Annotated in this window: 9 protein-coding genes and 1 pseudogene; 4 read left to right on the top strand and 6 right to left on the bottom strand. The window is 68.9% G+C overall.

The features are described from left to right. Positions 1-65 precede the first annotated feature (65 nt). Positions 66-1,037 (top strand): SPFH domain-containing protein, encoded by a 972-nt coding sequence (locus QH948_RS02000; protein WP_281145296.1) that lies wholly within the window; start codon positions 66-68, stop codon positions 1,035-1,037. Then, complete coding sequence (locus QH948_RS02005) at positions 1,037-1,273, top strand: type II toxin-antitoxin system antitoxin (RefSeq protein ID WP_281145297.1); 237 nt, start codon at positions 1,037-1,039, stop codon at positions 1,271-1,273. The genes QH948_RS02000 and QH948_RS02005 overlap by 1 nt, the downstream gene beginning before the upstream one ends. Positions 1,274-1,412: 139 nt before the next feature. Here QH948_RS02005 and QH948_RS02010 read toward each other — a convergent pair whose 3' ends face one another. The 6 genes from QH948_RS02010 to QH948_RS02035 form a co-directional block, all read right to left on the bottom strand. Further along, entirely contained in the window at positions 1,413-4,247 is a 2,835-nt protein-coding gene (locus tag QH948_RS02010; protein WP_281145298.1) for an FAD-binding and (Fe-S)-binding domain-containing protein, read from the bottom strand. Positions 4,248-4,421: 174 nt separating this feature from the next. Then, positions 4,422-5,015 carry a MarC family protein gene (locus QH948_RS02015; protein ID WP_281145299.1) on the bottom strand — a complete coding sequence of 198 codons (594 nt, stop codon included), beginning with the start codon at positions 5,013-5,015 and terminating at the stop codon, positions 4,422-4,424. A gap of 635 nt (positions 5,016-5,650) precedes the next feature. Continuing rightward, positions 5,651-7,165 carry a succinyl-CoA:acetate CoA-transferase ScpC gene (gene scpC / locus QH948_RS02020; RefSeq protein WP_281145300.1) on the bottom strand — a complete coding sequence of 505 codons (1,515 nt, stop codon included), beginning with the start codon at positions 7,163-7,165 and terminating at the stop codon, positions 5,651-5,653. A gap of 138 nt (positions 7,166-7,303) precedes the next feature. Then, on the bottom strand, positions 7,304-8,170 hold the full coding sequence (serB, locus tag QH948_RS02025; protein ID WP_281145301.1) for a phosphoserine phosphatase SerB: 867 nt from the start codon (positions 8,168-8,170) through the stop codon (positions 7,304-7,306). A gap of 152 nt (positions 8,171-8,322) precedes the next feature. Further along, complete coding sequence (locus QH948_RS02030; protein WP_281145302.1) at positions 8,323-9,831, bottom strand: S1C family serine protease; 1,509 nt, start codon at positions 9,829-9,831, stop codon at positions 8,323-8,325. 457 nt (positions 9,832-10,288) lie between these two features. Beyond that, entirely contained in the window at positions 10,289-11,281 is a 993-nt protein-coding gene (locus tag QH948_RS02035) for a class I SAM-dependent methyltransferase (RefSeq protein ID WP_281145303.1), read from the bottom strand. Positions 11,282-11,443: 162 nt separating this feature from the next. On the opposite strand from QH948_RS02035, the pseudogene cobU reads away from it, so the two are divergent. Next, a pseudogene (cobU, locus tag QH948_RS02040) lies at positions 11,444-11,974 on the top strand (bifunctional adenosylcobinamide kinase/adenosylcobinamide-phosphate guanylyltransferase); the annotation flags it as partial. After that, a complete protein-coding gene (locus tag QH948_RS02045) occupies positions 11,971-12,738 on the top strand; it encodes an adenosylcobinamide-GDP ribazoletransferase (RefSeq protein ID WP_281145304.1) in 768 nt (255 codons plus the stop codon). The pseudogene cobU and the gene QH948_RS02045, both read left to right, overlap by 4 nt. Positions 12,739-13,042: the final 304 nt, after the last annotated feature.

Raw genomic sequence — 13,042 nt, forward strand, 5'->3', positions numbered from 1 at the left:
TGCGCAGGCGGCCACGCGCCTGCTAAAGTGATATCACATTGATAGCTGTTTTCAGGAGGATGATCATGGAAGACATCACCACACTCGACGAGGCCTCGGTCGGCGGCGTGGCCGCCGGCCGCCCCGTCGGACACGACGGCACCCGCGTCGTGATCGACGAGCGCACGGCGTGGACCATGAACGGCGGGCTCGCGTTGCTGCTGGGCGTCGCCATCTTCGGCCTCAGCGTCTGGGGGACCATCGTGGCGGTCGTCGCGGCGGAGGCCGGCGACGAGATCAGCGCCATCCTGGGCCTCGGGATCGTGGTCGGTTGGCTGGTCGCGATCGTCATCTTCTCCTCGCTCACGATCGTGTCGCCCGGCGACACCAAGGTCCTGCAGTTCTTCGGTCGCTATGTCGGCACCATCCGGAAGCAGGGCCTCCTGCTGACGGTGCCGCTGACGACGAAGAAGAAGGTCTCGGTCAAGGTCCGCAACTTCGAGACCAACGAGCTCAAGGTCAACGACGCCGACGGCAATCCCATCAACATCGCAGCGATCGTCGTGTGGCAGGTCGCCGACACGGCCAAGTCCGTCTTCGCCGTCGAGGCGTACGAGGACTTCGTGCAGGTCCAGTCGGAGGCGGGGCTGCGCCACGTCGCCACGTCGCACCCGTACGACTTCGCCGACGAGGGGGAGGAGTCCCTGCGCGGCTCGACCGACCTCGTTTCCGGAGAGCTGGCGCGCGAGGTCGCCGCACGCATCGCGATCGCAGGCCTGGAGGTCGTCGAGACGCGCATCTCGTCGCTGGCCTACGCCCCCGAGATCGCCCAGGCGATGCTTCAGCGGCAGCAGGCCTCCGCGGTCCTGTCGGCTCGTTCGAAGATCGTCGAAGGAGCCGTCGGTATGGTCGAGTCGGCGCTCGAGCGCCTCGAGGCCGACCAGATCGTCGAACTCGACGACGAACGGAAGGCCGCCATGGTGTCCAACCTGCTCGTGGTGCTGTGCTCCGACTCGCGCTCGACGCCGGTCATCAACACGGGCACGCTCTACGGCTGATGAGCGACGAGCAGCCCGGCGCCGACTCCGCGAAGCCTGCGAAGGCGTCGCGGAAGTCGGTGCTGCTCCGGCTCGACCCCGGGGTGCACGAGGCGCTGGCGCAGTGGGCGGCCGACGACCTGCGCAGCCTCAACGCGCACATCGAGATGCTGCTGCGTGACGCCCTGCGACGGTCGGGTCGCGAGGTGAAGGCCAGGCCCATCCGTCGTCCCGGTCGCCCCCCGAAGGAGGGCTGAGCGCCCGGGCCCCGCTGGCCCGGGCATCGGGTCCATTCGCTTTCCCTTGGACCGCGCACAAGAATGCCCCAGAGCGGGAGGCATGCCCGTATGGGACCGCCCCCGGCTCTGGGGCATCTTTGTGCGGTGAAGGATCCGATCAGGCCTTGGCGAGGCGGGCAGCCAGTTCCTCCAGCACGTGCACGTACGTCTTGCCGACGGCGCGCGTCATGCCGATCTCGCAGGTGCGGTTGAGCGACAGGTACAGGTCGGCGTTCGCCTCGCGGGCGTTGCGGGCCTCGTCCTGCGTCGAAGTGGCGGTCAGCTCCTCGTGCAGCATGCCGCGGTCGCCGGCGAAGGCGCAGCAGCGCCAGCCCTGCGGCACGATGACCTCGTCGGCGACGAGGCCGGCCAGGAACAGCAGGTTGTCGTTGACGCCCATCAGCGTGGAGGAGCACGTCGGGTGTACGACGGCCGTGCCGGCCTTCGCGACGACGGGCAGCTTCGGCGCGACCTTCTCCGCGACCCACTGGACGGCGTCGTAGACGTGCACGGTGGTCACGCCGCGATTCTTCAGCGCGACCTCCATGCCCTCGGAGCAGGAGACGTTGTCGCTGACGAGGGGGAGGCGGCCGTTGTCCGTGGCGGCCACGACCCAGTCGACCAGCTTCTGGCTCATGGTGTCGTAGCCCTTGGCCAGCCCCTTCGACTTCCACGGCGTGCCGCAGCACAGCTCCTTGACGCCGTCGGGAGTGCTGAGCGTCAGTCCGGCGTGGGCGGCCAGCTGGCGCACCGCCCCCGCGACGCCGGTGCCGCAGCCGTGCTGCGAGCCGAACATCGAGCCGACACAGGCGGGCAGGAAGATCGCGTCCGGGTTCGCCTTGGGCTCGGGCTTCCGGATCGGGCCGCCGCCGGGCATCTCCTTGGTCAGCAGCGGCACGACGTCGGTGCCCGCGACGGCGCGCGCCGTGTGCAGCACGCCACGCACCAGCGGGGTGGGGACCTTCTCGACGACGCTCATGCCGATCGATGCGGTGCGCAGCACGACACCCCAGTGTTCGGCCGCGACGTTCCAGCCGGCGTCGAGGGCGGGCTTCTGACGTTCCTTGCGCAGAGTGCGGATCAGGTCGCCGGTGTTGATGCCGACCGGGCAGGCCGTCGAACACATGCCGTCGACCGCGCACGTCTGCACGACGTCGTAGGTCTCCTGCTTGAACAGGGCCTCAGCGAGCTCGGTGTTGCCCTCGGCCTCGGCCGCCTCGATGGCGCGCTGGATCACGATGCGCTGGCGCGGAGTCGTCGTCAGATGCTGGCTGGGGCACACGGGCTCGCAGTACCCGCACTCGACGCAGTTGTCGATCACCTCGCGGACCTCGCCGGTGGGCTTGATGTCCTTGAGGTGGAGCTTCGGGTCATCGGTCAGGACTGCGCCGGGGTTGAGGATGCGCTTCGGGTCGCAGGCGTTCTTGACGTCCCACATCGCCTGGTACAGGTCATCGCCGTACTGGCGCTGCACGAAGGGAGCCATGATGCGGCCGGTGCCGTGCTCGGCCTTCAGCGTGCCCTGCGCGTCGAGCACGAGCGAGACCATATCCTCGGTGAACGCGTCGTAGCGGGTGAGTGACTCTGGTCCGGCGAAGTCCTCGGTGACCAGGAAGTGGATGTTGCCGTCCTTGGCGTGGCCGAAGATCACCGCGTCGTGGTAGTCGTGCTTCGTGAACAGCGTCTGCAGCTCGTTGCAGATGCCGCCCAGCGTCTCCATCGGGACCGCGATGTCCTCGAGCAGCGCCGCGGTGCCCTTGGGGCGGTTCTTCGCGACCTTCGTGTAGAGGCCCTTGCGCATCAGCCACATCTGGCCGCGGCGCTTGTTGTCCTCTGTCAGCTCGGGGGCCGACGCGAGGCCGCCCAGGTCGGCGAACGTCTTCATGCCCGTGGAGGCGCGCTCGGCGATGCCGTCGGCGTCGTCGGCCTGGTACTCGACAAGCAGCGAGGCGTGCTGCTCGGGCGCGAAACCCTGCGGGAGCACGTCCTTCGCGTCGTCGCCCATGGCGCGGATCGCGGCGGCATCGATCAGCTCGACGACGTCGGCGCCGGAGTAGACCAGCGCCGGGAGGGCGGTCGTCGCAGCGTCGAGGGAGTCGAACAGCAGCAGGCCGGTGGTGGTGCGGGCGGGCACCTTGACCGTGTTGAACACCGCCTCGGCGACGAAGCCGAGCGTGCCCTCCGAGCCGATCATCAGGTGCTCGAGGATCTTGACGGGGGAGGTGTGGTCGATGAACGAGTTGATGCCGTAGCCCATCGTGTTCTTGATGGCGTAGCGGCGCTCGATGTCGGAGCGGAAGGCGTCGCCGCTCAGCTGGTCGCGCAGGCGCACCAGCACGTCGACCAGGGCCGGCTCGGCGCGGCGGAGCCGCTCGTCGGCGTCCGGTGCGCCGGTGTCGATCACGGTGCCGGAGGCCAGCACGATCGTCATCGACTCGATGGTCTGGTAGGCGTTCTTGACCGTGCCGCAGGTCATGCCGGAGGAGTTGTTGGCGATCATGCCGCCGACGGTGCAGGCGATCTCCGAGGCGGGGTCGGGGCCGAGCTTTGTCTTGTACGAGGCGAGCGCGCCGTTGACGGCGCGGATGGTCGCGCCCGGCTGCACGCGCACCTTAGCGCCGTTCTCGAGCACCTCGATGTCGCGGAAGTGGCGCCGCACGTCGACGGTCAGCCCCTCTGACAGCGCCTGGCCGGACAGGGACGTGCCGCCGGAGCGCAGGGTCAGGGGCCAGCCGAGCTGGTTCGAGATCGACATCGCGACGGCGACGTCCTGAGCGTGGCGGGCGCGCATGATGGCGTCGGGCGTGCGGAGGTAGTGCGACGCGTCGACCGCGAGTGCGACGCGGTCGAGTTCACGGGTGCTGACGGCGTCGTTGCCGAGTGCGGCGCGAAGCGCGCCGATAGCGGCCTGATTGCCCGGCGTGAGGACCGCGCGGGACGTTGTCACGGACATATGACCGGCTCCATTCTTCATTGGGGAGTGCTGGTCTGACCAAGTCACGATAACAACACCACGTCTCTCGTCTCAGGGGTGGGGTCGATGTCCTGCAACAGGCGTGCCACAAGGGCATTTCCGCAACGAGAAAGGGTTGAAAACAGATTGTGGATGTGTTGTCGAAATGGCTTGTCAGGCCATGAAGAATGCCTTGGTTCCCTCGAACATCATCTGCACGGAGAGCAGGACGAGGATCATGCCCATCAGCCGCTCGACTGCGACCAGCGCGCGAGTGCCCACGACCCGCTGCAGGAACCCGGAGAAGTACAGGGTCACGGTGGTGACCAGCCAGGACATGACCAGGCCGCCGAGGTACCAGGGCACGTTGTCGGGGTCCTGGCTCACGAACACCACGATCATGGCTAGCAGCGACGGTCCCGCGACGTACGGCACGGCCAGCGGCACGATGAAGGGCTCCTCGTGCGTGACGGGCTCCTTGAGGCTCTTCTCGGGGGTGGGGAACACCATCCGGATGGCGATGAGCATCAGGATGACGCCGCCCGCGGCTTTCAGGGCCGCCTCGTCGATGTGGAGGACGGTCAGCAGTCCCTTGCCGGCGAACACGAAGACCACCATCACCAGCAGCGCGATCAGGCACTCGCGCAGGATCACCCACTGGCGACGCTCGGGGCTGGTCTTGCGCAGCGACGTGAGGAACAGCGGCACGTTGCCGAGGGGATCCATGATCAGGAGGAAGGTCATTCCGGCGGTGAGCATGATCTCCATGCGGCGGGGCTCCTAGTCGCGCTCGGCGGACGAATGTCGTCCGGGCAAGGCGATGGGCCGAGCGGTGGTGCGCTCGGCCCATCTCAATCACCCTGGCGAGGGTGATGTAAGACACACCCGGAGGTGGTCAGAGGCCTAGTCTAGACCACGGCCCTGGCTGGGCCAAACGCCGGTCCCCTCCGCGTCGTCGCGCCGTCTATGAAGATGACGCCGCAGCGGCAAACCCCGGTCGCCTCCGGCACTGACCCCGCAGCGCCTCCAGGCGTGTGTTGCGCTGCCTACGGACCCGACGCAGTGCCTGCCGCGCGGATCACGAAAATCGGGCATTGGTCGGTTCTCCCCTGTCCGGTCGCGAAAAGCGTTCATAGCCTGACGGGCCAGGTCGACGCGCCACCAGGCGGTGGGCGATTCTCGACGCGCGACCGGGGAGAAGTGGGCACTGTTCGAAATTCGTGCGGACGACTGCTTCACCGATTTCGAGGGACCGACCTCGGCGGGATGGTTCGGCATCGCCTGCGCTCTGCTCGGCGGGTTGAGTTCCCTGGTCGGTCCTGGGTCGGGGCTTTCGTCCCTGACGGTCTGAACGCACGAGTGCCCCACCACTGCTGCGGTGGGGCACTCGGCTGTCTCGTGGATCAGGCCTGCATGGTGCCGGTCTCGAGGAAGCGCACGTGCCAGCCGAGGGCGGTGGCGAGGTCGTGCGGGGTGTGCTGCCCGTTGGCCTTGGTCGCGGCGAACTTCACGTACTCGCGCAGGGGCTCCTTGTAGTCCGGGTGCGCGCAGTTCTCGATGATGACCTGGGCGCGCTGGCGGGGAGCCAGGCCGCGGAGGTCGGCGAGACCCTGCTCGGTGATGATGACCTGGACGTCGTGCTCCGTGTGGTCGACGTGGTTGACCATCGGGACGATGCAGGAGATCGCGCCGCCCTTGGCCGTCGACGGGGTCACGAACGAGGAGATCCAGCCGTTGCGGGTGAAGTCGCCCGAGCCGCCGATGCCGTTCTGCATGCGCGAACCCATGACGTGGGTGGAGTTCACGTTGCCGTAGATGTCGGCTTCGATCATACCGTTGCAGGCGATGACGCCGAGTCGACGGATGACCTCGGGGTGGTTCGAGACGTCCTGCGGGCGAAGGACGATCTTCTCGCGGTACATCGCGGCGTTCTCGTTCATGCGGTGCGCGGCCTCGGGAGACAGCGAGAACGCCGTGGCCGAGGCGACGGTGAGCTTGCCGGAGTCGAGCAGGTCGACCATGCCGTCCTGGATGACCTCGGTGTAGGAAGTCAGGCGCTCGAACGGGCCGTCGAGCAGGCCGGCGAGGACCGCGTTGGCGATGTTGCCGACGCCGGACTGCAGCGGAAGGAGGTTTTTGGGCAGTCGACCCTGCTTCACCTCGTTGCTCAGGAAGTCGAGCAGGTTGTTCGCGATCGCGCGGGAGTCGTCGTCGAGCGGCTTGAAGGGCGAGTTGCGGTCGGGGTCGTCCGTGACGATGACGCCGATGACCTTCTCCGACTTGATCCGCATGACCTGGTCGCCGATGCGGTCTCCGGGGTTGATCAGCGGGATCGGCGCGCGGCGGGGCGGCAGGGCGCCGATCGGGTAGTAGATGTCGTGCATGCCGAAGAGATCCTCGGACTGCCACTCGTTGACCTCGATGATGATGTGCTTCGCGTACTCGAGGTAGGTGCGGTTCATGCCGACCGACGACGACGGGATGATGTTGCCGTCGGCGTCGATGCCGCTGGCCTCGACGACGGCGAGGTCGAGGGGGCCGAGGAAGCCCTGGAAGACCTGAGGTGCCATGTGGGACAGGTGGATGTCCTGGTAGTACGTGACGCCCGAGTTGATGGCCTTGCGCATGTCCGGGTCGGACTGGTACGGGGCGCGGTAGGAGACGCCGCCGGTCCGCGCGAGCGCTCCGTCGAGCTCGGGGGCCGTCGAGGCGCCGGTCCACACGCCGACCTTGAACTCCTCGCCGCGGTCGTGGGCCGCGTTGATGACGTCGGCCAGCGCTACCGGGAACTCCTTGGGGTAGCCGGCGCCGGTGAACCCGGAGAAGCCGATGTTCCAGCCGTTCTTGACGAGTGCGGCAGCGTCCTGTGCCGACATGACCTTGCTCTTGAACAGTTCGCTGTGAATGCGACCTGACATCTGTCCTCCTTGAAGAGATCGCGGTGCTGCGCCCAACCCTAGCGGTCGCCCCCCAGACAACATGTCGGGGCCGCCCAAATCGCCAATGACAAGATTCAATCGAGGGCGGCTGGTTCATCGAGTGGACGAGTAGGACCGCTAGTCGGTACGGAAAGCGAAGGCTGCGACGGCATCCAGCCGCGGAAAGCCGATCGCCACGTCCGCGGCGGCGGCGGTGACGGGCTTCGCACAGTACGCGACGGAGAGGCCTGCTGCGGCGAACATCCCCAGGTCGTTGGCCCCGTCGCCCACAGCGACGGACATGGCAGGGTCGACGCCGGACTCGTCGGCGAACCGCAGCAGGTCGCGAGCCTTCTGGTCGCGGTCGACGACCGTGCCGACGACGCGGCCCGTCAGTACCTCGCTGCCATCGACGACGGCGGTCTCGAGCTGGTTCGCGTTGTAGAAGTCCAAGCCCAGCTGCTCGGCGAGCGGCCCGACGAGGTGCGTGAAGCCGCCCGAGGTGACCCCGACCCGCGCCCCGGCCTGTCGGGCCGCGGCGATGAGTTCGACGGCGCCGGGAGTCAGCGTCATGGCGGGGAACACGTCGTCGAACACGCTGATCGGCAGGCCTTCCAGGGTGGCGACCCTCTCGCGCAGCGATTCGCCGAAGTCAAGCTCCCCGCGCATGGCGCGCTCGGTGATCTCGGCCACCTCGTCGCCGACGCCGGCGTGGCCGGCCAGCAGGTCGATGGCCTCGGTGGTGGTCAGGGTGGAGTCGACGTCCATCATCAGCAGCTGCGCGGACAGGCGCGCGATGGGACCGGACACGACGCCCACGGCCACGTTCCCGGCGACGGAACGCAGGGCGGCCAGGAGCTGCTCCGGGTCGTCGTGCTCGGTGAAGATGCTGATCCGCTGGCCGTACAGCGTCTCGTCGCTGATGACCTGCTCGGACTGGGGGACGAGCGCCACCAGCGAGGCGGGGATGGGGCCCATGGCGGCCAACGTCACGCGGATCTCCATGCTGAGAGCCTAGCCGGGACCGATCCGCGTCCCCGTCGCGCCCGGAAACGGCGAAAGCCGCGCCCGAAGGCGCGGCTTTCACACAGGGAGATTCTCAACGAAGTTCCTGCCAACCTGTCTCCTCTCGTCGACGATGATGAAGTCTGACGCGGTCAGTTCGCGGCGGCGGTCGGAGTCACCGAAACGTCCTGCTCCGTGCCGTTGCGGATCACGGTGAGCGTCATGGGCTTGCCGACCTGGCCGGCCCTGACGAGCGCGACGAGCGACTCGGTCGAGGAGACCGCGTTGCCGTTGACGGCGGTGACGACGTCGCCCGCCTCGAGGCCAGCCTCCGCCGCGCCCGAACCCTCGGTCACGGACACGATCTGCGCGCCCTGCTGGCCGGTGCCGGTCACGTCGGTCGCGGTGACGCCGAGTTGCGGGTGCTCGGCGGTGCCGTTGGTGATGAGCTGGTCGACGACGTACTTGACCTGGTCGGAGCCGATCGCGAAACCGATGCCGATGTTGCCGGACGACGACTCGCTCGACGAGGACGAGGAGAGCGTCGCGATCGAGCTGGTGATGCCGACCAGCTCGCCCGAGGTGTTCACGAGCGCGCCGCCGGAGTTGCCGGGGTTGATCGCCGCGTTGGTCTGGATGGCCGCCGTCACGACCGTCTCGCTGGTGGAGGTGGTCGCGCTTTGGTTCTGCTGCTGTTGCTGCTGACCACCGAACGGGTTGTTGCCGTTCTGGGGCACCTGCGTCTGGGACTCGGTGGTCGTGTCGTCGGTCACGGCCTCGGTGGTGACGGGCCGGTTGAGGGCCGACACGATGCCGGTGGTGACGGTGTCCGCGAGGCCGAGCGGGTTGCCGATCGCCATCACCGGGTCGCCGACCGAGAGGGCCGTGTTGTCGCCGTACGACATCACGGCGAGGTCCTTGGGCGGGTTGTCCATCTTGATGACCGCGAGGTCGGTCGACGGGTCGGTGCCGACGATGGTCGCCGCGTAGGACACGTTGTTGAGGAGCACCGTGATCGTCGCACCGCTCATGCCGGACACGACGTGGTTGTTGGTCACGATGTACCCGTCGGCGTCGATCACGACGCCCGAGCCCTGGGCCTCGCCGGAGGAGCTGACCACGTCGATCGCGACGACGGACTGTGTGGCGGCCTCCGCGACGGTGGTCCAGTTCGGGTTCGACGCGTCCGCCTGCACAACGGTGGTCGTGACGCCCGAGGCGGATGTAGAGTCGCCGAGCTGAGTCGCCGCGTAGCCGGCGCCGCCTCCCGCACCCACGGCGAGGAGCGCGAGCGCGAGCACGCCCGCCACCTTGCTGCGGCCCTTCGAGCGGGTCTTGGTTTGCGTCCCGGCGGTGGCCTGGGGCTGGCCGAAGGGGCCGACCGGCTGGTAGCCGGGGTTGCTGGTGGGGTAGCCCTGCTGAGCGTCGGGGCCGCTGGTGGGGAACCCCTGCTGCGAGGTGAGGTTGAGCGTCGGCTCGTTGACCGACGTGGATGCCTGCTGGGGCTGTTGGGTCGCTTGCGGCTGGGGCTGCGCCTGCTGCGGCTGATGCGCGGCGTCACCCTGTGCGGCCCACTGCTGCCGCGGGGCCGACTCGCGGGGGGTACCGGACGTGCTCCACGCCTCGCGGCTCCAGGGGTTCGGGTGCTGCTCGTTGCTCATGTCCACTATGAAACCCTGCGACCCTATGTGAATCCTGTGCGTTGGCTGATGGGTCGCTAAGACTCCTGGCGTTGTCGATATTCGTGATGTGGGCCGGCCGGAGGGGCGATGGCGGGCTGGCAAGGGGTTCCATCGCGCCGGGTCGTCGAGCCCTTCGACAGGCTCAGGGCCCTTCGACAGGCTCAGGGAACCGGGGCGGCTCAGCCCTTCTGCCGGGTCGCCGAGCTCGTCGAGGTGCCTCGAGCGGAGCGAGAGGGCGATGCGTGGGCTCAGCCCTTCGACAGGGTCAGGGAACCGGGGCGGCTCAGCCCTTCTGCCGGGTCGCCGAGCTCGTCGAGGTGCCTCGAGCGGAGCGAGAGGGCGATGCGTGGGCTCAGCCCTTCGACAGGGTCAGGGAACCGGGGCGGCTCAGGGCCCTTCGACAGGCTCAGGGAACCGGTGAGGCTCGGCGAGCCGGTCAGCGCAGCGTGGTCACCGTCACGGTGAAATTGGGATCCTGCGCCGCCACCTGGGTCTGCCCGAGGCGGACGTTCAGCTCCCGACGGTAGGGCAGGTGGGAGTTGAACACGCACCAGAGCTGTCCGCCCGGACGCAGGACGCGGGCGGCGTCGTCGAACATGGCGAGCGTGTCGGTGGTGTCCTTGGCCACGCCCTGGTGGAACGGCGGATTGGTGACGATGGCGTCGAAGGAATCGTCCTCGAAGCCGTCCAGCCCGGCGCCCCAGGACGCGTCGACCTCGAGCCCGTTGACCTCCGCCGCGACGGACGTGCCGGCGACGGCCGACCAGCTGACGTCGCGCGCGCTGACGTTGAGTCCGTCCTTCGCCAGGCGCATGGAGAGCGTGCCGTTGCCGCAGCCGAAGTCCAGCACGTCGTCGGCCTCCAGACCGGGCGTCCGGCCCCCGCCGGCCAGCGCCATCATCAGGAGCCGGGAGCCGGGGTCGATCTTCGTGCCGCCGAACGTGTACCCGTGCGCCGCGACCGCGAAGCCGAAGTCCTCGTGCATGCGCACCTTGGGCCAGTCGGACTCCTGGTTCTCCGGGCCCCACGCGCGCAGCACGCGGGACTTCGAGCGGCCGAGCGACGCGGCGACGGCGGCGAAGTGCTTGTTCAGTACCTCGTTCATGCTGCGATTCATGTGCTTGATGCGTGCGCCGCCGACGAAGGTCACGTCCGGCGCGCCCTGCACGGCTGCGGCCTGCTCGTCGAGCGCGGCGAGCGACTTCGGGAGTCGGGAGAGCGCGACGTCGACGCCGTGCAGGTCGTCGGGGTGCTCGACGAGGAGGTCGGGGTCGACGAGGGAGGCGTCGCGCCAGTCGTCGCAGAACACGCGGACGTCGGGGGTCAGGGTGAGTGCGTCGGCCACCAGTTCGGGGGCGTCGAACACCGCCACAGCCGAAGCCTGCTTCGGCGCCTCGTCCCAGATCAGTTCGTCAACCACGTCGCGCATGCACCGATCCTAGAGTGCGGCACCGCCGACCCGCAGCGTAGGTTGGTGCCCGTGAAGGACCCCATGGAGTTCCACGTGACCATCGACCCGTCCGACGATGCGGCCGTCGCCCTGCTCCACGAACTCGCGGGCCGCGGCGAGGTGATGGTGCCAGTGCACGGTCCGGGCACCGCGCTGGTGCTCGGGGGCGCGCGTTCCGGCAAGTCGTTCTGGGCGGAGTCGCAGCTCGCCGACGAGGCGAACGTCGAGTACGTCGCCACTTCCTACTACGACCCCACCGACGCCGAATGGGTCGAGCGGATCCGGCTGCACCGCGAGCGGCGGCCCTCGTCGTGGCGCACGACCGAGACCGTCGACTTGCCCGCGGTCCTCGCCGCCGATGACCCGGCTCCCGTGCTCGTCGACTGCCTCGCGGTGTGGCTCGACAGGGTGCTGTTCGACGCAGACGCCTGGGACGACGCGCCGGGCTGGCGTGGGACCCTCCGCTCAAAGGTCGACGGGCTGGTCGACGCCATCCGCTCCACGCGCCGCGACGTCATCTTCGTCACCAACGAGGTCGGCCTCGGCATCGTGCCCGCCACCCCGGGCGGCCGCCTGTACCGCGACGAGCTCGGTCGGCTCAACGTCGCCGTCGCCGCCGTCGTCGACGAGGTGTGGACCTGCACCGCCGGTATCGCCAGGCGCATCCGGTGAGGGCGCTGCTCGAGGCCACCGGCCTTTTCACGCTCATCCCCGTGCGGCCGTTCGACGTCGACCGCGACACCGCCCGTCGCGCCATGGCGGCGATGCCGTGGCTCGGGCTTGCGCTCGGCTCGGTTGCTGGCCTCGTGTTCGTTGCTGTGGCGCGGTTCGCGTCGCCGCTGCTCGGCGCGGTTCTCGCGCTGGCAGTCCTCGCAGCCGCCACCGGAGCCCTCCACCTCGACGGTGTGGCGGACACTGCCGACGGGCTCGGCTCCCGCAAGCCGGCCGAGGACGCGCTGGCGATCATGAAGCGCTCCGACATCGGCCCGATGGGCGTCGTGACGCTGCTGTTCGTGCTGCTGGTCGACGTGACCGCGGCTGTGTCGCTGCCCGGTGCGTGGGTCGGAGGGGCCGCGATCGCGTGCGCGGCGATGGCCGGCCGCGCGGCGGTCATGACCGCCACCGTGTCCCAGTCGTCCGCCCGCGCCGTCGGATTCGGTGCGCTGTTTGTCGGCGTGACCCCGCGCTGGGAGGCGGCAGCCAACCTGGCCGTCGTCGCGGCCGTCACCCTCGGGCTGGGCTGGCTGACCGGGGGAGTGCACGCTCTGGCCGCGTTCACCGTCGCGGGTGTGGCCGCGGCCGTCGTAGCGGTCGTCTGGGGACGGCACCTGCTGCGCCGCCTCGGCGGCTGGACCGGCGACCTGTTCGGGTCGCTCATCGAGGTCACCCAGGCTGCGTTCCTTGTCGTTGCCGCCTTGACCATCGGGTCGATCTAGCGCGACCCCGTCGTCCGCCCGCTGGCTGGCTGCTAGCTGGTCCCGTCGCCCGCTCAGACGCCACGCTTACCGACAAACGCCACCCTTCGCTACACATGCCACCGCCATGGCGGTGGCATGTGCGAACAAGGGTGGCGTCCGTTGGTAAGGGTGGCGTCGGTCAGTAAGGGTGGCGTTTGGGGGCTGAGGGCGTCGACGGGGTGGGCTGGCGGAGCGACGGTCGGGTGGGGCCCCTTCGCTGCGCTTAGGGCGTTTCGACAGGGCCTGTGCTGAGCTTGTCGAAGCGCTCATCGAACGGGGTCCC

The organism is Tessaracoccus lacteus, assembly GCF_029917005.1.
Taxonomy (GTDB): domain Bacteria; phylum Actinomycetota; class Actinomycetes; order Propionibacteriales; family Propionibacteriaceae; genus Arachnia; species Arachnia lactea.